Annotated in this window: 17 protein-coding genes; 8 read left to right on the plus strand and 9 right to left on the minus strand. The window is 49.0% G+C overall.

Features of this window, described 5'->3' with window-relative positions:
- Positions 1-4: 4 nt before the first annotated feature.
- The 3 genes from E2I14_RS06745 to nagZ all read left to right on the plus strand — a co-directional run bounded on the left by E2I14_RS06745 (position 5) and on the right by nagZ (position 2,837).
- The gene (locus tag E2I14_RS06745; RefSeq protein WP_133326701.1) at positions 5-415 is read left to right on the plus strand and encodes a phosphate ABC transporter substrate-binding protein; all 411 of its coding nucleotides are present in this window, start codon (positions 5-7) and stop codon (positions 413-415) included.
- Positions 416-439: 24 nt separating this feature from the next.
- Positions 440-1,000 (plus strand): SCO family protein, encoded by a 561-nt coding sequence (locus E2I14_RS06750; protein ID WP_165967774.1) that lies wholly within the window; start codon positions 440-442, stop codon positions 998-1,000.
- Between the two features lie 274 nt (positions 1,001-1,274).
- Positions 1,275-2,837, plus strand: coding sequence for a beta-N-acetylhexosaminidase (gene nagZ / locus E2I14_RS06755; RefSeq protein WP_133326705.1), 1,563 nt, complete (start codon positions 1,275-1,277; stop codon positions 2,835-2,837).
- Positions 2,838-2,839: 2 nt separating this feature from the next.
- Here nagZ and E2I14_RS06760 read toward each other — a convergent pair whose 3' ends face one another.
- From E2I14_RS06760 to E2I14_RS06775, 4 genes are all read right to left on the minus strand, one after another.
- Complete coding sequence (locus tag E2I14_RS06760; protein WP_133326707.1) at positions 2,840-3,823, minus strand: hypothetical protein; 984 nt, start codon at positions 3,821-3,823, stop codon at positions 2,840-2,842.
- A 61-nt stretch (positions 3,824-3,884) separates the two neighbouring features.
- Complete coding sequence (locus tag E2I14_RS06765; RefSeq protein ID WP_133326709.1) at positions 3,885-4,838, minus strand: KpsF/GutQ family sugar-phosphate isomerase; 954 nt, start codon at positions 4,836-4,838, stop codon at positions 3,885-3,887.
- A gap of 24 nt (positions 4,839-4,862) precedes the next feature.
- The gene (locus tag E2I14_RS06770; protein WP_133326711.1) at positions 4,863-5,240 is read right to left on the minus strand and encodes an HAD family hydrolase; all 378 of its coding nucleotides are present in this window, start codon (positions 5,238-5,240) and stop codon (positions 4,863-4,865) included.
- The gene (locus E2I14_RS06775; protein WP_133326713.1) at positions 5,240-6,778 is read right to left on the minus strand and encodes an NTP transferase domain-containing protein; all 1,539 of its coding nucleotides are present in this window, start codon (positions 6,776-6,778) and stop codon (positions 5,240-5,242) included. Before E2I14_RS06775 ends, E2I14_RS06770 begins: the two co-directional genes overlap by 1 nt.
- Before the next feature lie 355 nt (positions 6,779-7,133).
- Here E2I14_RS06775 and E2I14_RS06780 point away from each other — a divergent pair, with 355 nt between their 5' ends.
- From E2I14_RS06780 to E2I14_RS06800, 5 genes are all read left to right on the plus strand, one after another.
- The gene (locus E2I14_RS06780; protein WP_133326715.1) at positions 7,134-8,555 is read left to right on the plus strand and encodes a cation:dicarboxylate symporter family transporter; all 1,422 of its coding nucleotides are present in this window, start codon (positions 7,134-7,136) and stop codon (positions 8,553-8,555) included.
- Between the two features lie 27 nt (positions 8,556-8,582).
- Positions 8,583-9,917 carry a CoA-disulfide reductase gene (locus tag E2I14_RS06785; RefSeq protein ID WP_133326717.1) on the plus strand — a complete coding sequence of 445 codons (1,335 nt, stop codon included), beginning with the start codon at positions 8,583-8,585 and terminating at the stop codon, positions 9,915-9,917.
- 104 nt (positions 9,918-10,021) lie between these two features.
- Positions 10,022-12,115, plus strand: a complete 2,094-nt coding sequence (locus E2I14_RS06790; RefSeq protein WP_133326719.1) for a M13 family metallopeptidase — start codon at positions 10,022-10,024, stop codon at positions 12,113-12,115.
- Between the two features lie 208 nt (positions 12,116-12,323).
- Positions 12,324-12,539, plus strand: a complete 216-nt coding sequence (locus E2I14_RS19610) for an ArsR/SmtB family transcription factor (RefSeq protein ID WP_227544650.1) — start codon at positions 12,324-12,326, stop codon at positions 12,537-12,539.
- Positions 12,540-12,657: 118 nt separating this feature from the next.
- Positions 12,658-13,158 carry an SRPBCC family protein gene (locus tag E2I14_RS06800; protein WP_133326721.1) on the plus strand — a complete coding sequence of 167 codons (501 nt, stop codon included), beginning with the start codon at positions 12,658-12,660 and terminating at the stop codon, positions 13,156-13,158.
- Between the two features lie 195 nt (positions 13,159-13,353).
- Here the strand turns inward: E2I14_RS06800 and E2I14_RS06805 are convergent, their stop codons facing one another.
- From E2I14_RS06805 to E2I14_RS06825, 5 genes are all read right to left on the minus strand, one after another.
- Positions 13,354-14,376, minus strand: a complete 1,023-nt coding sequence (locus tag E2I14_RS06805; protein ID WP_133326723.1) for an L-threonylcarbamoyladenylate synthase — start codon at positions 14,374-14,376, stop codon at positions 13,354-13,356.
- A gap of 328 nt (positions 14,377-14,704) precedes the next feature.
- Positions 14,705-15,586, minus strand: coding sequence for a phosphoribosylaminoimidazolesuccinocarboxamide synthase (locus E2I14_RS06810; protein ID WP_133326725.1), 882 nt, complete (start codon positions 15,584-15,586; stop codon positions 14,705-14,707).
- A 225-nt stretch (positions 15,587-15,811) separates the two neighbouring features.
- Positions 15,812-16,876, minus strand: coding sequence for a class II fructose-bisphosphate aldolase (gene fba / locus E2I14_RS06815; protein WP_133326727.1), 1,065 nt, complete (start codon positions 16,874-16,876; stop codon positions 15,812-15,814).
- Positions 16,877-17,025: 149 nt separating this feature from the next.
- Entirely contained in the window at positions 17,026-18,456 is a 1,431-nt protein-coding gene (pyk, locus tag E2I14_RS06820) for a pyruvate kinase (protein WP_133326729.1), read from the minus strand.
- Between the two features lie 137 nt (positions 18,457-18,593).
- Complete coding sequence (locus tag E2I14_RS06825) at positions 18,594-19,787, minus strand: phosphoglycerate kinase (protein ID WP_133326731.1); 1,194 nt, start codon at positions 19,785-19,787, stop codon at positions 18,594-18,596.
- Between the last annotated feature and the right edge of the window lie 42 nt (positions 19,788-19,829).

The raw sequence follows: 19,829 nt of genomic DNA on the forward strand, positions 1-19,829 counted from the left end.
CACGATGAACTCATTACGTTTAATTAGAGTAGTTGGGCTTGCGACAAGCCTGTTTATTTTCTGTTGGTCAGCAGCCTTTGCGGTGGATATTTATGTTGTGACTAGTTCCGGTTTAACCATTGGAGCCGAAGAGGTCAAAGATATTTTTGTTGGTGATAAACAGGTCGAAGGCGGAGTAAAGCTCACTCCAATTGATAACGCAAGCTTAAAGACTGAATTTTTAGATAAGGCGCTGCACCTAACGCCAGAAAAATACACGCAATTGTGGGGACGCAAAGTATTTCGTGATGGCTTAATTCCCCCAATGACCAAGGCCAATGATCTTGAAATTATCGCCCTAATAAAATCCAAACCCGGCACAGTCGGTTATGTGTCCGCAGTTAGTGGCGATGTGCGGGTGATCACTAAATATTGAGTTTAGATGTTTAGGGAAGGCAGTATGCAAACTGAACTTAGATTCCGCTTCGTGCAGTTATTGGTGTGCACTCTTTGGCTGCTCGCCATGTTCGCGCACAGCGCCAAGGCAGGAAATCTGCCTTCGAGTATCTACACCCAAACATCGTCATGGACTGAAGATACGGGCCAAACCGTGCAACTGAGTAAGTGGCAAGGTCAGCCGCTCATCATTGCAATGGCTTATACCGAATGTACGCGGGTTTGCAATGCGACCTTGCATAAGCTGGAGGAAGCCCAAGCCCTGGCCGATCAACAAAAAACGCCGGTACAGTTCATTATCGTCAGCTTTGATCCCTCGATTGATAATCCGAATTCTTGGTCTTATTACCGCCGACAGCATCATTTCACCGAGCGCAGCAATTGGCATTTTTTGACCGGAACAACCAGCGCCACCAAACGCTTAGCGCAGTCGCTAGGAATTAAGTTTTGGATAGACGAAGACCATGTCATGCACGATTTGCGGATTTTATTCATTAATCCGGATGGGCAAATTAAGACCTTTTTGGATTGGGATCATCAAGAAGTGGCTAATTTGTTTAAATAGCATTGCGCACTTAATCTTGCGCTAATCGCTACCTTGGAAAAATCAACAGATACCAGTTGGTCGTTTCCGCCTTGTTCTCTGACCTAAACTTCCCTTTATTCGTCCCAAAAACAGCGCTCGTCGCAGCGCACTCAACTTATTTTAAGATACCACTTAAATACCTGTTGACGCTTGATTTTAACAAACCTATGATGGCTGCACTTTTCGGAAATTGAATCAATTTCCCTTGTCATTCGTATCAATACATTCAGCAAAGAATCAGGAAAACAGACATATGGATCAGGCGTTGCGACAAAAAATCGGTCAATTATTTATGGTGGGATTTGATGCCTTAGAGGTCAATGAGCACATTACTCGCCTGATCCAAGAGCGTCATGTTGGCGGCGTTATTCTATTTCGCCGCAATGTCCACACACCGCAGCAAGTCGCCGCGCTCTGTCGGCGCTTGCAAGAGATCAATGCTGAAGTGAGTGATATTCCTTTGCTGATTTCACTCGATCAAGAAGGCGGCATGGTGATGCGAGTTGAGCAGGGCGTCACGCCCATTCCGGCAGCCATGGCGTTTCAACAAGCTGGCTCGGTCGCTGATTGCGAGCAGCTCTCACGCATTAGCGGCGACGAGATGCGCCAGCTCGGTATCAACATGATTTTGGCGCCGGTGTTGGACGTCAATAATAATCCCCTTAATCCGGTAATCGGCGTGCGCGCCTTTGGTGAAGATCCGGATACCGTTATCAACTATGGCATGGCAGCGATGCGCGGTTTGAATGCCGCTGGCGTGATTACCACCGCTAAACATTTCCCCGGACATGGCGACACCTCAACCGATTCGCATTATTCGATGTCGATCGTGCCGCACGATAAAGCCCGTTTGGATGCGATGGAATTGCCACCATTTAAAGCCGCGATCGCCCAAGGCGTACACGCGATTATGACGGCGCATGTGGTTTTCCCAGCGATTGAATCGGAACCGGATTTGCCAGCTACTTTATCCAAATCAGTGTTGACTGATTTGCTGCGCGGTGAACTCGGATTTAAGGGCGTAATTATTTCCGATTGCTTAGAAATGTTAGCTATTGCCGATGGCGTGGGCGTGACTAACGGCGCAATTCAGACCTTGAAAGCTGGCGCTGATATTGCCCTGATCTCGCACCAACAAGAGCGCCAGCAGGCTGCTATTGATGGCGTGATCGCAGCGGTGGAGCGCGGTGAGATTTCGCTCGATCAAATCAACCAAGCCCATGAACGCGTGCAGCAACTCAAGCAAATCAGTGCAGTAAAAACTTGGCGAGATGCGCCGATTATTCCGCAAGGCTTGATGCAGCCAGCAGCATTAGCGTTGGCGGAAAAAGTCCAACGCGCTGCGCTACGTGTGGCGGGTGCATTCCGCCCATTAAACACTGCGCTGCCAGTGACGTTGATCACGGTCGAAGTTCGTTTGCGTAGCGAAGTCGATGAAGCCGTTATTGCGCGTAACAATGAAGCGCGCAGTTCCATGTTGCCCGCATTATTGGCTGCCGGAATTGACGTGCGCGAATATGCCTTGTCCTCCGAGGCCAACGATGCCGAAGTCGCCGCCGCCATCGCCTTTGCCCAAGGCGCGCAGCAAATCGTTTTGCAAACCTATAACGCGATGTTGGTGAAGGGCCAGCAAACCTTGGTCGCGGCATTACCGCAAGATAAATTGTGGTTGGTTGCTGGACGTTTGCCTTACGATTTGGATTTGGCGCCGAACGCCCAAGGCCGCTTAGCTAGTTACGGATGCCGCCCAGCGGCGTTAGCGCCAGTGGTAGAGAAGTTGCTGGGCGTGGCTCAATCAATTTGCGTGCTTTGCTAGACTTATCTGCTAAACGCTAGCTGGCTGACTTTCCGTACTTCTTGGTTGATGAGTTGTTCTGGATTATCGGACATGATTTCTATGTCCGAAATCTTGTCCGTGCTAAAGCAGCGTGCCAAGTTTAAGCCGGTTTGTGCTACCCCAGCACTGTGATGAAATTCCTTTTGGGTGCGATTGAATTTACTGGTGATGTGATACAGCGTAATCATGCGCATCGGCGCATCACCAATGCTCGCGCCAATCAAATCCGCCATGCCGCTGCGTAGTGCAACGACCAAGTTCACGGACTTTGCAAATCGAACTAATTCTGGAACGGTCTTTTGTAAATAGTGAACCGGGATTTCTGGATCCAATAAAACATCTTCTTGCGCGATTTTGTCGATAAAAATCGTATATCCCTTGTTGTGAAATTCTTGTGCTAAGACGTTCCAAAAGCTGGCCGGAATACGTCCATAGGTTTTGGCGTGTTGAACGAATAAAACGGTCTTGTCGGCGTTATGCGCTGGAACGTTTTGAATTTGCGGTGCCAAGATTGGTACAGAAAGGTCCAAGCCGAGCGCGTAGGAATAGGCCTCTTTTAGCGTGAGCCGATTGTTCTTTAAGACCAAATCACTGCCGAAGCGCCCGTCGGCAAACAAGTCAGCCCAGCATAAGAAAAACCATCCCGGCGAGCGGAATGAAATCTGCTCTAAGAAGAACAACGTATCGTATTCTTCTTGCGTCAAATAGATGACGAAATCCGCTGCCTGCGGCCAAAATTCCAGTAAAAAATTACGATCATTGCGTAACAATAAACAGACCTTGGCTTGCTGCCTCAAATGCTGGGTTTGCGATAGCGTAAAGACCAACTCACCATACGCATTGACTGGCATGATGTAGTAATAATCTTCCGGGCAATGGCCGGTTTTATTGAAGATCGACCGCTTGATAATTGATAATAAATCGAGCGCCAGATCAAATGAAGTTTGGTGAAATTTCTTGGCCATGCGATCTACCTTAGCGTCAGGATGTGATTGGTTGGAGCTTGCTGATTGGCGTTAGTTAAGCTCATAGAATTCCGCGTGCCAGCAAATCATGCAGATGAATAATTCCCACCACGTCGTCATTTTCGACGACAAAAATTGATGGGATGCGTTTGGCTTCCATTATCTGGGTAGCCTCGGCGACCAAGGTGTCGGGCGCAATTGTGGCTGGTTGGCGTGACATATATAGGCTGATCGGTTGCTCTACAATTTCAGCCGATAAATTACGCCGCAAGTCGCCATCGGTAAAAATCCCGATCAATTTCTCTTGCTCGTCCAACAGTCCAACGCAACCCAATCGCGCACGTGACATTTCAATCACGGCTTGCCGCACCGTGACATTGGCGGCAATTAAAGGTAGCTCGGAGCGCACATGCATCACGTCTTTAACCAGCAATAATTTTTTGCCTAATTTGCCGCCTGGATGAAATTCCCTAAAGGCAGCGGCTTTAAATTCTTTACCTTCAATACAAGCCACCGCTAAGGCGTCGCCTAACGCTAAGGTCATCGTGGTCGAGGTGGTGGGAGCCAAGCCCAAAGGGCAGACTTCCGCCATCGCCGGTAACAGTAAAACGATATCGACCGCGCGCCCTAATGTACTCGCAGCTTCGGCGGTAATGGCAATCAATGGAATAGAGAAGCGGCGCGAATACGATAAGATGTCGGCCAACTCAGGAGACTCGCCAGAGCGTGAAATAGCGATCACGATATCGCGCTTTTCTATCATCCCTAAGTCGCCGTGACTGGCTTCGGAAGGGTGTAAATAAATAGCCGGAGTGCCCGTTGAGGCGAAGGTGGAGGCGATCTTGCGGGCGATTTGGCCCGATTTGCCCAAGCCAGATAAAACCACTTTACCTTGGCAATTCAGGATTAATTCGACTACTTGGGAAAAACGTTGATCGAGCTTTTCGGCCAACACAACCAAGGCATCGGCTTCGGCCAAAATGCTTTTCTTTCCGATGTCGGTCCAATCTGCCATGGTGACTTTCGTTAGTGATTTTCGTTATTTATCAACTATTTTGAGCGCCGCGCTAATCTGACCTAAACCTGCATCGCGCGCCACGTTGATAGCGTAGGCGGTTTGCAGACCCGACGGTTTGGTGTCGTTAATTAAGATGCGCTCGCCCAGTGGCATATCGAATAAAACGCTGTCATAGCGAATGCCGTGGTGAGTTAAGGCCGCTAGCGTGCTGTCTTTAAATTGTTGGCGGCGCGCGGTGAGCAAAATAATTTTGTCGGTACTGGGCAGGTCATTAAAAAATTCCGCTACGCCGGGCAGCAACTGATCCGCGCCGTTTAAATAGCCGTTATGTTGGAAAATCGTGCCATCAATATCAATGAGCCACGCTTTGGATAATGGGCTGAGTTCTATCGTTTGCATCAGGCTTCCAGCGCAGAATGCAGGTAATACAAACCGTTGAAATACGCCGCCAAGATCGAATCGTAATCGTCATCGACCCAACCTGATAAACCTAACCAAATAAAACTATGCAGCACTTGGATGGTGCTTATTTTTGAGTTGAAGCGCTCTGCAATCACTTCGCGCAAATGCGACCAACCAGCATCGCGGATTTCAATATCCGCGCTTTGTGCATCCAAGCTGAGGATAAATTGGCGTCGATTAAAATTATCGTAATTACCCACCACCGAGTAGTACACCTTGGCCCAATCGTATGCCGGGTCGCCAAAAATACCGGGTTCGGCAAAACGACCACGCGGATCAAAAAACCAAGGCTTTCCCTTGTCGTCGATTAAGGTATTGCTAAACGTCGGGTCGCCATGGATGACGGTAAATGCATCGCAACAAGTCATCTCAAACGCATCGGTGAGGCGATGCTGTTCTTTCTCGTGCAAGATATTCGGCACCCAAACGCCGTTGACTTTGATGGATCGGTGTTTTTGCAAATCGGGTAATAAACGGCCCACTTTGGCGATACGCTGCTGAGTTTTTTCTAAATAGACTGAGCGCAGTGCGGCGTTATCGACCGGTGCTTTGCCGAGCGCGTGCAACTCAGTGAGCGAATCCATGATTCCTTCTAACACTTGACGCCGCCCTTTGGTACCCCAGCGGAACTGATAAGGGTGCGTTCCGTCGATGCGCGACATAGTCATCGGTTTGGATTCAAATAGGGTAGGGATGTGCTTAAAGCCTAGCGCGCCGACTTCTTTGTACCAAGCCAGTTCTAGATCTATCATCGGAGCATATTCTGGTACCACGGCTTGTTTGATGACTTTATCGCCGCGATAAGTAATTTTGTTAAAAAAACGTGTTCCCGCTTCGTCATCCCAGTGATTTTGTAGCGCGTTTAGCGTACCTAATTCGACCGCATCGTCGCAATAGGCGGTACTAAATTGATTGGCGTTCTCGGAAATCCAACGCACGAATTCGCCGCTATCGGGCAGGTTCTTTAAATGGCTTTTGTTAGGAAACCAAAATAAGCCCATCACGCCGGCGGTATCGCTTTTTTTCTCGACTAAATTCTGTTTGCCGGCTTCATCGACTTCCACCGACCAGCGACAGGGGAAATTGCGCGATAGGTAAATCACCGGTTGATCGGACTCCGGCATTTTTAAATGTTCATGGAACAGCAAATCACTCCAAACGATCCAGAATGGCTCATTGTCGGCGACTAGTTCTAACGACTGGGCGATGCCACTAACCGTGCCAGTGCCAACAGGAGCTACGATGGAGACGGGCGCAGAACCCGGAAAGACCGATAAATAGCGCTGTAATACGTCGGCTTTGTATTCGGCAATGACGGCAATTGTGGATTGGGTATCGTGTTTAGAAGCGAAGCAATCTAGCAAATGAAACAGCAGCGGCTTGCCATCAACCGGCACCAGACATTTGGGTTTATTCCAACAATAATGCTCCAGCCGACTGCCCTTGCCGCCAGCTTGAATGATTAAAGTAGTCATAGAAAAACGCTTTCAAAATGAGCATTTTCCTAATGTAATGTAACGCCTTGAATGGTCATGGCTTAAATAGCTATGTATTCCGGCTCTAATTGTTGATTTAGCTTTACTGGCGGCACTGAATCAACGTTAGTCAGTTTTTTGAGTTGAGAATTGTTATTTAATCGCTATTTATTTACACTGCCCAGCCTGTGGTTTTTGCCGCCTTCGGAAATCTGCCTGATTTAATTTGGTATTTCGTCTATTAAAGCGCGGATTCCTTCTTTAGGGTGGACAAGTTTTTCCTGTAGCATATTCACCAATTTTCGATTAATTCATTTCCTACTTTCTCAGTTCGTACCCTACCCGGAGCATCTCGATGAATGACATGCAGTCATCTGCCTTATTTCATGGCGTTTTTTTTGAACGTTTTTTAGCCATTACCCAATATCAAACCTTGCTTGCGATCGCACTTTTCTTGCTGTGCTGCTTTGGCTTGAAGCGATTGCAGGATAACAAGGTCGATTTTTCGATCCGGATGTTGGTCGGTTTGGTGCTCGGCGCTGTGCTTGGTTTGGGTGTCCAAGCCGCGGCGGGTTTCCCGGCCGACGCGTCGGTGTGGATGAAAGAAACAGCGATTTGGTATGGCTTGGTTGGTCGGGCTTTTATCGCATTTATTCGGATGTTAGTGATTCCGTTAATTTTTGTCTCGATTGTGAAAGTGATTTTGGATTTTGCGGGTAAAAAAGATCTGCCTAAGATTGCCGTGCGCGGGATTTTTTGGCTGTTATTCACCACCGCAATCGCCTCCGTATTGGGGATTGTTTTGGGCAATCTGTTTGGTTTGGGCTTTGGAGTTAAAACCGGCGAAGTGGCTAAAATTAACGATTACACCAATTTGGTGGATACCTTTATTCGCCTCATTCCTAACAATATCGTCGGCGCGATGAGTGGTGAGAATATCGTCGGTTTGGTGATTTTTTCGGCCTTGGTCGGCATGGCGGCCAACCGCATGGAAAAAAACAATCCCGAAACGATAGGCGTGTTTAAAAAATTAATGCAGGGTTTGTACAAAATCGTGATGTCGATTGCCATGACGATTATTAAATACATGCCGTATGCCGTCATTGCTTTGTTATCTCGCACGATTATTTCCAACGGGGTTCCCGCAATTATCGAAGTATCGAGCTTTGTTGGCGCGATTTATGTCGCTACCGCCATCATGCTGGTGGTGCATTTAGTGATCATCGGCGCGCACGGTGTGGCACCAACCACTTATGTCAAGAAAGCCTTGGGAACGTGGCTGCTAGCGTTCACCAGTCGCTCGTCGGTCGGCACGTTGCCCATGACGATTTCCACTTTGACCAAGCGCATGGGCGTCAACGATGGCACAGCCAACTTGGTCGGTTCCTTGGGTAGCACGATTGGGATGAATGGTTGCGCTGGCTTCTTCCCCGCCATGATCGTGGTGATGGTGGCGCACATGATAGGGATTCAGATTGATATTCAGTTTTACATCATGTTGGTCATCGTGGTCACAATTGGCTCGATTGGGATTGCGGGCATCCCTGGCACGGCGACGGTGGCTGCGACAATCGCCTTATCGGGTATGGGCATGGGCGACTATTTTGGTTTGATTGGAATGGTGTTAGCGATTGATCCGATTATTGATATGGCGCGCACCTTAACCAATGTTTCTGGCACGATGACCGCGGCGGTCGCTACTGATAGGGAAATGGGTACGATGGATATGGCAGTATTTAATGATCCGTATGCCACGCTAGAAAACGACGAAGCTTGATTGCATAACGTTTAGAAAACAAAGACCATGAACTATCTTATTTTGGGCGCGAATGCGGCAGGTTTATCGGCGGCGGTTCGTATCGTAAAGCTTGACCCGAGCGCAACAATTACCGTGCTTGAGAAAACTGACGTCGTGTCGTTCGGTGGTTGCGGCATTCCTTATTACGTGGGTGGCGAGTTCGATGAAATTGAACGCATGACCGCAAGACCGTTGCATGAATTTAGCAAGCTCGGTATTGATATTCGCGTGTTTCACACTGCCGTTGGACTTGATGTTGCGAGTAAAAAAGTCACGGCTCTTGATAGCCAAACTGGTCAAAGCGTGAGCTTAGCCTACGACAAATTATTGATTACGGTAGGTGCTTCACCTGCGATTCCACCTATTCCAGGATTAGGCGTTAAGAACGTGCATACGATGCACTCCAAAGCGGATGCGATTACTTTGCTCAATTTGCTGCCTAGTATTGAACGAGTGGTCATTATTGGTGCTGGATTTATTGGCTTGGAAGCGGCCGAAGCATTTAAGCATCAAGGCAAGCAAGTTACGCTAATTGAATACGCCGACCGCGTTTTAGCGCGCACCTTTGATGAAGAAACGACGCGCTTATTGGAACAAGAACTGCGTCGCAATGATGTGCAATTGCAATTGAGCGAGCAGGTAATTGCTCTCCAAAGTCGGGATGGCACGGTGACGTCGGTGGAAACCAACAAGGGCAATTATCCCGCCGATTTAGTGCTGGTCGCGGCAGGGTTCAAACCAAACACGGCATTCTTGCGTGAGACCGGCTTGAATCTATCGAAGGAGGGCGCAATCGTGATTGACGATCAATGTCGCACCAATTTGCCCGATATTTACGCCGCAGGTGATTGCGCAACGGTGCCGCATAAAGTGAGTGGCGACGTGTATATTCCTTTAGCGACCTCGGCCAATAAATTAGGTCGCATCGCTGGTGAAGTCATGGGAGGTAAAGCTAGCCGTTTTATTGGCACATTAGGTTCCAGCGGAATTCGCGTATTCGATTTAGAAGCAGGGCGCACCGGCATTACCGAAGCCGAAGCAGTGCAGCGTTCCCTTGATTATTCGACCGTCGTGATTAAAGATAAAAACCGCACCGACTATTTGCCTAATCAATCTGAAATGTGGGTCAAGCTGATTTATGACAAACAGTCGCGCAAACTATTGGGCGGTCAGCTTTGCGGGCGTTATTTAGGCGGCGCGGTGCACCGCGTGGACGCTTTAGCTGTCGCCATTTACTCTGGCTTAACGGTCGATGAACTGGGCTTTATGGATTTTGTCTATGCCCCGCCATTTGCCCGCACGTGGGATGTGTTAAATATTGCCGGTAATGTGGCAAAGTAGTTTTTTGAAGCAGATTCAAACCAATCGGTGGAGTCGCTGATTTTTTTAATAATAGTTACAGCGGCTTTGCTATTTTTTTGTACCACTTAGCTAAGGATAAATTAATGCAACGTACATTACTTTCTATCGCCATTCTCGGTTTGGTTTCAATCGCACAGTCCACTTCGGCGCAGGCACAAACGGCAACAGCCCCCAGTGCGGCCCCAACTGGCATAGCTGCGCCAAGTCGCGTCACGAATTTGATTTCAGGCATCGATTTGCAATGGATTGATAGCAGCATTCGCCCGCAAGATGACTTCTTTAAATTCACCTCGGGCAAATGGCTAAACACCGTTGAGATTCCCGCCGACAAAGCGCGCTTCGGTTCGTTTGATCAATTGCGGGATTTATCCGAGCAGCGCTCGCGCGACATCATCACTAGCTTGGTTGAAAATAAAAAATTAGTCGCTGGCAGTAATGAGAAAAAGATCGCCGATTTATACAGCAGCTTCCTGAACGAAGCCCAAGCCGATAAGCTCGATATCCAGCCTTTGCGCCATACTTTTGTGCAAATCGAACGCGTAACGAAAAAAGAGCAGTTGCCGACCTTGATTGCACAATTATCGAAGTTGGGCTTGTCTTTACCGATTCAATCCGGCATCAATCAAGATGCGCGTGATGCGACCAAATACGCGGTGTATGTCAGTCAAGGCGGCTTGGGTTTGCCAGATCGTGATTACTATTTAAAAGACGACGACGCCAAACTCAAAGGTTTCCGTGACGCCTATGTGAAGCACGTGGAGAAAATGCTGGATATGAGCGGTCAGCTACATGCCGAGCACGCTGCCAAAGATATTTTGGCGCTAGAAACGGAGCTGGCTAAAATCCAATGGACCAAAGTAGAAAACCGTAACCCAGTCAAAACCTATAACAAAGTCGAGATCGCCAAATTAAAAGACTTACTGCCCGACTACAACTGGACCGCCTATTTCGCCGGAACGGGCGTCGGCAATAAAGTGGATTACGTCATCGTGCGCCAACCGAGTTTTATTTCGGGCTTAGCGAAAATCATCAACGACACGCCATTACCAGTGTGGAAAACGTACCTGAAATGGAAAGTGCTGGATTCCTATGCTCCGCTGCTTTCGAAACGTTTTGTTGATCAAGATTTCGCCTTCTCTAGCGTCACTTTGCGCGGCATCCCAGAGAATCAACCGCGTTGGAAGCGCGGCGTTGGGCGGGTGGAGGAAGCATTGCCTGAAGCCTTAGGTAAGTTATATGTAGAAAAATACTTCCCGCCTGAGAGCAAAGCGCGCATGGAGCAATTGGTTGCCAATCTCATCGCGGCCTATAAGCAAAGCATAGAAACCATGACTTGGATGAGTCCAGAAACCAAGGCCGAAGCGCTGACCAAATTATCCAAATTCACGCCCAAAATCGGCTACCCAGATCAATGGCGCGATTACAGCAAATTGGACATCAAGAGTAATGAGCTAGTCGGCAATATCATGCGTTCGCGCGCTTTGGAAAATCAACGTCAATTGGATAAGCTCGGCAAACCAATCGACCGCAAAGAGTGGGGCATGAGCCCGCAAACTGTGAACGCGTATTACAACTCGCGCCAAAACGAGATCGTGTTCCCAGCCGCGATTTTGCAACCGCCATTCTTTAACGCCGCTGCTGACGACGCAGTTAATTACGGCGGCATCGGCGCGGTCATCGGCCATGAAATTAGCCACGGCTTTGATGACTCAGGCAGCCAATCCGATGGCGACGGTAATTTGCGTGATTGGTGGACCAAAGAAGATAAAGCCAACTTTAATAAATTAACCAGCGCCTTGGTCGCCCAATACGATGCATTTAGCCCAATCCCGAATTATCACGTCAATGGCGCCTTAACCTTGGGCGAAAACATCGCCGACAACTCAGGCTTAGCAATTGCTTACAAAGCCTATCAAATTTCCCTAGGCGGAAAACCGGCTCCAGTGATTGACGGCTACACAGGCGACCAACGCTTATATCTAGGCTGGGCGCAAGTCTGGCGCGGCAAAGCACGTGACGCGGAAACTATCCGATTGCTCAACACCGATCCTCATTCCCCCGCAGCGGCGCGCGGCAATGTTCCGCTGACTAATCAACCGGGTTTCTACTCGGCCTTTGATGTCAAAGAAGGAGATCAAATGTTTGTGGCGCCGGATAAGCGGATCATTATTTGGTAAGTTGATTTGATCGGTTGAAGTAATAAATCCCTCGTTCGCGGACTGTGAACGAGGGATTTTTATTGCACGTTGTTGAACTCTGATAGATAAGTTGCAAAACGTTGAAATGCAGTAGTGTTTGAACCATGGTCGGCCTGATTAACGACGGGCAAAACGACGTAAGGAAAATAGTTTGCCAAATGGTGAACTGTTAGATACGGTTTGCCATATGGAAAACTTTACGATTCCTTTAAATGTTGTATCTCACGCGTTGGCTGACCCAACTAGGCGTTCCGTGATTGATCGACTCGGCAGCGGGTCTGCGTCCATCAAAGAACTAGCCGAACCATTTGGTTTGGGCTTGCCCTCGTTCTTGAAGCATATGAAAGTTCTCGAAAGTAGTGGCCTAATCAAAAGAGAAGAGGTCGGCCGAGTTCGAACCTGAACGCTGAACCGCCAAAACCTAGCGGTTGCTGAAAAATGGTTTAGCGAGCAACGTGTTGTTTGGCACGACAGGTATGAAAATTTAAATGCTTTATTGCTTACCCTTAAAGGCGAGGAAGATGAAAACTGACGTGAAATTTGAATTTATTGCTGATCTGCAGAACAGCCGTGTTACGGTGAAACGAGTGTTTGCGGCGAATCGACAGGTTGTTTGGGATTGCTATACCAAATGTGAATTGCTGGATCGGTGGTTTGCGCCTAAACCGTTAGTCACGCAAACCAAGCATATGGATTTTCGCGCAGGTGGATTTTGGCATTTTGCAATGGTTGACCCGACCGGGCAGCACTATTGGAGCCGCCAAGATTATCTATCCATCGATCCGATCAACAGCTATACCGCCTTAGACGGCTTTTGCGATGCCACTGGCGCATTGAACCCTGATTTGCCGCGATCAACAATGATCGTCAATTTCACTGAGGTAGCGACATCTACTTTGGTAGAAACAGTCGTATCCTATCCTTCCCCGGAAGCGGTTCAACAAGTTATTGATATGGGAATGAAGGAAGGAATCGCCTCGACCTTGGATCGATTAGATGAACTTCTAGTGATTCTGAGTTAAACCCAGAAAGCTGGGGGAGTCAGTGTCCATCTGCTCACTTAGGGACGCCCCGAGTGGGCGCCTTAGCCGATAAATCGGAAGCTAGCCGCGCTGAAAATCGGACTATTGTTTTCAATCACTGGCAATTGAAAGGCACGCCGCGATTGATGCGCGAACGGCATTCGCAAGGGATGCCGCACAGGGTAGTGCAGCGCTTTAAACTAGCTTACTCAAAATACCTAACGAATCATGCGCAGCGCGGCGCAGCCTGTCTCTAACGCCTTCCCATTCAATTGAATTCGGTAGCGTTTGCACGAGGATGACATCAGCCTTGGCGTGGTCTAATTCGCGCAGGCTGGCATACAATTCATGGGCAAATTTTGCGGGATGATTAGGTAGTTGAATTTGTGCGCTTAGGCCTTCGAGAGCTTGATCCAGATAATGCAAAACAGCGACATTTTTGTGCGCGACATGCAGTTGCTGGAGTGTTGAATTGAGCTCTTCTTTATCCACCAGAACTACAGGCGTTTGCGGCGCGTAATGCGCTTCTAATGTTCCTGACGCACGCGGTGCGCTGTTGTCTTGTTGCGGCGTTGCTGGCGTAACGCCCAACACGGCAGTCAATTGATCAAGCGAAACATGTCCGGGCCGCAGGAGCACTGGCCCGTGGGTTTGCAAGCGGGTCAAATCCAAAATAGTTGATTCAATGCCGACTTCGCTTTGTTCGCCTTCCAACACCATCTGAACCAAACCACCGGCGCGCAATTCTTCGTCAAACTCCTCGCGCACGTGCTCCGCCGTTGTTGGACTGACTCGACCAAACTTATTCGCTGAAGGCGCAGCAATACCACCTTGCCCGCCCTTAAAGGCTCGCAATAGCGCTTGCGCGACCGGATGCGAAGGGCAGCGCACGCCAATGCTGTCTTGGCCGCCAGATACTGCATCGGGGATGTGATCAGCCCGTTTCAAAATTAAGGTAAGTGGCCCAGGCCAAAACGCGCCAATCAGTTTTTGTGCCTCAACAGGAATATCCTTCACCCAATAACCTAAGTCTGCTTCTGGTGCCAAATGCACGATCACCGGATGGTTAGCTGGCCGCCCCTTGGCAGCGTAAATAGCCGCCACCGCGGCCGGATTTTCGGCATCGGCCCCCAAGCCATAAACGGTCTCAGTCGGGAAAGCGACTAAGCCACCAGAGGCAAGAATTTCAGCAGCGCGGAGGATGTTGGTGGAGGGCATAGAAAGAAATTTAATTCGAAACGATGATGTGGAATTTGGGGCGGGAAATTCAAACCAAGTACTCAATCAATCGGAAAGTACCAAATAAAATCGAGCACTTCGATAAAGCCCGCGCGATCAAATGAGCTTGTTGTTGGCTCGTTGCTCTCTATCGCTGCTGCTATACGAGGTGAAAAAATGAATCACAAGGAGCACTGTTCGAGAGGTAGCGATGGACGTAATCCAGCGGGTAAAAAATTGTCACCAACAAGCCAAGACGATAAGAATTTTTTATAGAAAAAATCGGGCTTATCAATATTTCGCCCGATTTAATCATCACTCAAAAAACTCACTCTACCGTCAATAACCTCAACGCCTCAGCATACTTATCCGCTGTAACTTGAGCGATCTCAGCCGGTAAACGCGGCGCTGGCGCCTTTTTATCCCAAGGCTGCGACTCCAACCAATCGCGCACAAACTGCTTGTCAAACGATGGTGGTGACATGCCAACTTGGTAGCTTGCCGCTGGCCAGAAACGCGATGAATCGGGCGTTAAAATCTCATCGATCAAATACACATTGTTCTGTGCATCCAAACCGAATTCGAATTTGGTGTCGGCAATAATGATGCCTTTGGTCGCCGCAAATTGCGCCGCTTGGGTGTACAACTGAATCGTTAAATCACGCACTTTGGTGGCGATCTCAGCGCCAACGATGGCTTGCGCTTGTTCGAACGAAATGTTTTCGTCGTGCTGTCCCATCGGAGCTTTGGTCGATGGTGTGAACAAGACCTCTGGCAATTTTTCGCCTTCTTTTAAACCAACGGGCAACGTGTGACCGCAGACCTTGCCGGTCTTTTGGTAATCCTTCCAACCGGAGCCGATGATGTAACCACGCACAATCGCTTCGATTCCGAGCGGTTTGAATTTTTTTACGACGATTGAGCGGCCTTCAACTTGTGGGCGTTCGGCTTCGGTCACGAGCGACAACGGATCGATATCGGTCATGTGATTAGGCATTAAATGACCAAATTTTTTGAACCAAAAATTGGACATGGTGGTGAGCACTTTGCCCTTGTTTGGAATTGGATCATCCAAAATAACGTCAAACGCGGACAAGCGATCGGTTTGAATGACCAATAAATGATCTTCACCCACAGCATAAATATCGCGCACTTTGCCGCGATGTAAAAACGGCAGCGACGTTAAATTTGTTTCTAATACACCTGACATAACTTTTCCTTTATTTATTTCAGCCAGTAACTTTGCATCTTGTTCGCCGTTGCTTGGCAAACTGGACTACTTGGTATTCCCTGTTTTCTTCGACTGGTTAGCGATGGAGAGTTGCTAATCAATGGTGACACTCAATCGCGATAATCATGCTGATAAGCAAGCTTGCTACTTCCATCGCATACCAGTTTGGTGGAATTGGCCGCGATTCCACCGTCGATAAGACTATTAATTAACGATCTGAGCTAATTCGCCTTTTTGGTATTTCTCAGCGATTTTGTCCAACGAAATTGGCTTGATCTTGTCGGCTTGACCTTCGCAACCGAACGCCAAGAAGCGGGCTTTGCATACCAGCATAGCTGCTTCGCGCGCTGGTTTCAAATAGTCGCGTGGGTCAAATTTCGTTGGGTTTTCGATCAAATAACGACGCACAGCGCCAGTCATTGCTAAACGAATATCGGTGTCGATGTTGATTTTACGCACGCCGTGCTTAATACCTTCTTGAATTTCTTCGACTGGGACGCCGTAGGTTTCTTTCATGTCGCCGCCGAATTGGCGGATTTCAGCCAATAATTCTTGCGGAACGGAAGAAGAACCGTGCATGACCAAATGAGTATTTGGAATGCGGGCGTGAATTTCTTTGATGCGGTCAATCGCCAGGATGTCGCCCGTTGGCTTGCGTGAGAATTTATACGCGCCGTGAGAAGTACCAATTGCAATCGCTAATGCGTCGCATTGGGTTTGCTTTACGAAATCAGCGGCTTGCGTCACGTCGGTCAATAACTGCTCGCGTGTCATTTTGCCATCAGCGCCGTGACCGTCTTCCTTGTCGCCCATTAATGTTTCTAACGAACCGAGCACGCCTAATTCAGCTTCTACTGTCACGCCAATCGCGTGGGAGAATTCCACCACTTTGCGCGATACTTCGACGTTGTACTCATAGCTCGCCACGCTTTTACCGTCTGCCATTAAGGAGCCGTCCATCATCACGGAAGTAAAACCGGATTTGATCGCTGCCATACAAACCGCTGGCGATTGACCATGATCTTGGTGCATCACGACTGGAATGTGCGGATACGCTTCCACCGCTGCCGAGATCAAATGACGTAAAAATGCCTCGCCAGCATATTTACGCGCGCCAGCCGAAGCTTGCATGATCACTGGTGAACCAACTTGATCGGCTGCTTGCATGATCGCGCTGACTTGTTCCAGATTGTTGACGTTAAAGGCGGGCAAGCCGTAGCCATATTCCGCTGCGTGGTCAAGTAATTGACGCATAGAAACGAGTGCCATGTTTTCTCCAAAAAGTAAAAATAAATTCTGTATTAATCGTTATTTTTGAAATTAGCTGCGAATTTCTTGGAAATTGGCAGCTAATTACTGGTTTGCAGGACTGTTGCAAAATGCCAGCGACGCAGCGCTAGCGCGATTTTGCGTACTGGTTATTCGCCCACACGCACGATTTTTAATGCATTGGTTCCGCCGACTTGGCCCATAGGTTCACCCCACGTAACGACGATGGTGTCGCCTTTTTGAACCACTTTGTTATCAATTAAGATCGCTTCCGCGTTCGCTAACATGGTGTCGCGGTCAGCGTGGTACGGTAATTCGTAGGTGCGTACATTGCGATAAAGCGCGATTTTACGTTGGGTTGTGCGGCTTGGGGTTAACGCGATTAAAGGAATATCGATATTGTGGCGGCTCATCCACAGTGTGGTTGAACCTGATTCAGTTAAGGCAACAATTGCTTTCACACGCAAGTGGTATGCCGTGAACAACGCGCCGTAGGCGATCGATTGGTCAATGCGGGTAAATTGCACGTTGAGGAAATCGGCGTCGAGTTCGCATTTATGCGATTTTTCGGCTTCCAAGCACACGGCGGCCATCATTTCTACCGTTTCAACGGGATATTTACCGGAAGCGGTTTCGGCCGATGTCATTACCGCATCTGTTCCGTCCAACACCGCATTGGCGACGTCAGATACTTCGGCGCGGGTTGGTACGGCGTTGACGATCATTGATTCCATCATCTGGGTCGCGGTGATCGCTAATTTGTTGGAAGCGCGCGCCATTTTGATCATGCGCTTTTGCAAAGCCGGAACGGCTGCGTTGCCGACTTCTACTGCCAAGTCACCACGGGCGACCATGATTCCGTCCGATGCATCCAAAATTTCTTGCAAAAGTGGAATCGCTTCAGCGCGTTCGATCTTCGCGATCATCATTGGCTTATGACCGTAAGGTTCACCGGCGATGTTCGATAATTGGCGCGCCATTTCCATGTCGGTGGCATTTTTTGGGAAAGAGACCGCGATGTAGTCCGCTTGAAAACTCATCGCGGTTTTGATGTCTTCCATGTCTTTGGACGTCAGCGCCGGGGCAGTTAAGCCACCGCCTTGGCGATTGATCCCTTTGTTATTGGATAACTCGCCGCCGATTTTGACGGTGGTGTGGATTTCGGAACCGATGATGCGATCAACGACCAAGACGATTAAACCATCGTTTAGCAGCAGAAAATCGTTCGGTTTTACGTCGCGCGGCAAGGCTTTGTAATCCAAACCTACACGCTCTTGATTGCCCATGGTGCAGTCGGCGTCGAGAATGAATTTATCGCCATTGCTCAATTCAATCCGACCTTGTTCAAATTTGCCAATGCGGATTTTTGGACCTTGCAAGTCCGCCATAATCGCGACTTCACGACCACAGCTCAACGCCGCTTCGCGCACCATTGCGGCGCGGTCGATGTGATCTTGGGCCTTGCCGTGCGAAAAATTCAAACGCACCACATTCACCCCCGCGACAAACATGCGAGTCAAGATTTCTGGCGTATTAGAAGCTGGGCCGATGGTAGCGACGATTTTTGTTCCGCGTGGCATTAGTATCTCCAAGATGAGGGGGGGTGATAAACGACGTTCCTACAAACAACTTTGTACAGCAAATCAGTTCGGTATTTTTGAGCTGAAGCTGCCTTATAAATAATTTGACCCACCGAAGTGAGTCAAATAAATCGCAATTAGTGCGCAGCGCGTTGCAGTAAAACTTCAACTGCTGGCAGGGTTTTACCTTCCAAGAATTCCAAGAAAGCGCCGCCGCCGGTTGAGATATAACCGACTTTATCGGCAATATTGTATTTAGCGATGGCAGCCAATGTGTCGCCGCCGCCAGCAACCGAGAATCCGCTGCCGTTAGCGATGGCGAGTGCCAATGTTTTAGTGCCTTCGCCAAATTGATCGAATTCAAATACGCCAACTGGGCCGTTCCAAACAATGGTGCCAGCGGTGCTGATTTGGGCCGCTAATTTGGCGGCGGTTTGTGGGCCGATGTCCAAAATCATGTCGTCGTCGGCTACATCGGCAACCGGTTTAACGGTGGCCACGGCAGTTGGTGAGAATTCTTTGGCGCACACCACGTCGGTGGGAATAGGCACGGTCGCGCCGCGCTTGGTCATGATATCCATGATCGCGCGGGCTTCTTCGACTAAATCGGGTTCGGCTAATGATTTACCGATTTTTAATCCTGCTGCCAACATAAAGGTATTGGCGATTCCGCCGCCCACGATCAGGTTATCGACCTTGTCGGCCAAGGATTTCAAGATGGTGAGTTTGGACGATACTTTGGAGCCGGCAACGATGGCCACTAGTGGGCGCGCTGGTTGGCCTAAGGCGCGGCCGAGTGCATCGAGTTCAGCGGTCAATAATGGGCCAGCGCAAGCGATAGGGGCAAATTGCGCGATGCCGTGGGTGGTGGCTTCGGCGCGGTGCGCTGTGCCGAAAGCGTCATTGACATAGACGTCGCACAAAGCAGCCATTTTCTTGGCTAACTCAGGATTGTTTTTCTTTTCGCCGACATTGACGCGGCAGTTTTCCAGTAAGACCACTTCGCCCGGATTGACTTGCACGCCGTCCAACCAATTTTGTTGCAAACGTACAGGCTGACCAAGTAATTCTGACAAACGTTTTGCAACCGGTGCCAAGCTATCTTCCGCGCGTAATTCACCTTCGGTTGGGCGACCTAGATGCGAAGTCACCATCACCGCCGCGCCAGCTTTGACCGCTGCTTGAATCGCTGGGACAGAAGCGCGGATGCGAGTATCTTCGGTAATGTTGCCGTGATCGTCTTGTGGGACATTTAAATCAGCACGGATAAAAACGCGTTTGCCAGCCAAAGTGCCTTGGGCGATGAGATCGCTGAATCGAGTAAATTGCATGTCAGTTGATGGAGTTGGTTAGATGATTGAAATAGTAAAGCG

Origin of the sequence: Sapientia aquatica (genome assembly GCF_004358105.1) — a bacterium.
GTDB classification, from domain to species: Bacteria; Pseudomonadota; Gammaproteobacteria; order Burkholderiales; family Burkholderiaceae_D; genus Solimicrobium; species Solimicrobium aquaticum.

Bases quoted from the DNA above. Each gene is read 5' to 3' on its own strand.
- E2I14_RS06780 (WP_133326715.1), top strand. From the start codon at position 7,134: ATGAATGACATGCAGTCATCTGCCTTATTTCATGGCGTTTTTTTTGAA.
- E2I14_RS06745 (WP_133326701.1), top strand. From the start codon at position 5: ATGAACTCATTACGTTTAATTAGAGTAGTTGGGCTTGCGACAAGCCTG.
- fba (WP_133326727.1), bottom strand. From the start codon at position 16,876: ATGGCACTCGTTTCTATGCGTCAATTACTTGACCACGCAGCGGAATAT.
- E2I14_RS06825 (WP_133326731.1), bottom strand. From the start codon at position 19,787: ATGCAATTTACTCGATTCAGCGATCTCATCGCCCAAGGCACTTTGGCT.
- pyk (WP_133326729.1), bottom strand. From the start codon at position 18,456: ATGCCACGCGGAACAAAAATCGTCGCTACCATCGGCCCAGCTTCTAAT.
- E2I14_RS06785 (WP_133326717.1), top strand. From the start codon at position 8,583: ATGAACTATCTTATTTTGGGCGCGAATGCGGCAGGTTTATCGGCGGCG.
- E2I14_RS06805 (WP_133326723.1), bottom strand. From the start codon at position 14,376: ATGCCCTCCACCAACATCCTCCGCGCTGCTGAAATTCTTGCCTCTGGT.
- E2I14_RS06800 (WP_133326721.1), top strand. From the start codon at position 12,658: ATGAAAACTGACGTGAAATTTGAATTTATTGCTGATCTGCAGAACAGC.
- nagZ (WP_133326705.1), top strand. From the start codon at position 1,275: ATGGATCAGGCGTTGCGACAAAAAATCGGTCAATTATTTATGGTGGGA.
- E2I14_RS06790 (WP_133326719.1), top strand. From the start codon at position 10,022: ATGCAACGTACATTACTTTCTATCGCCATTCTCGGTTTGGTTTCAATC.
- E2I14_RS06750 (WP_165967774.1), top strand. From the start codon at position 440: ATGCAAACTGAACTTAGATTCCGCTTCGTGCAGTTATTGGTGTGCACT.
- E2I14_RS06760 (WP_133326707.1), bottom strand. From the start codon at position 3,823: ATGGCCAAGAAATTTCACCAAACTTCATTTGATCTGGCGCTCGATTTA.
- E2I14_RS06775 (WP_133326713.1), bottom strand. From the start codon at position 6,778: ATGACTACTTTAATCATTCAAGCTGGCGGCAAGGGCAGTCGGCTGGAG.
- E2I14_RS06765 (WP_133326709.1), bottom strand. From the start codon at position 4,838: ATGGCAGATTGGACCGACATCGGAAAGAAAAGCATTTTGGCCGAAGCC.
- E2I14_RS06770 (WP_133326711.1), bottom strand. From the start codon at position 5,240: ATGCAAACGATAGAACTCAGCCCATTATCCAAAGCGTGGCTCATTGAT.
- E2I14_RS06810 (WP_133326725.1), bottom strand. From the start codon at position 15,586: ATGTCAGGTGTATTAGAAACAAATTTAACGTCGCTGCCGTTTTTACAT.
- E2I14_RS19610 (WP_227544650.1), top strand. From the start codon at position 12,324: ATGGAAAACTTTACGATTCCTTTAAATGTTGTATCTCACGCGTTGGCT.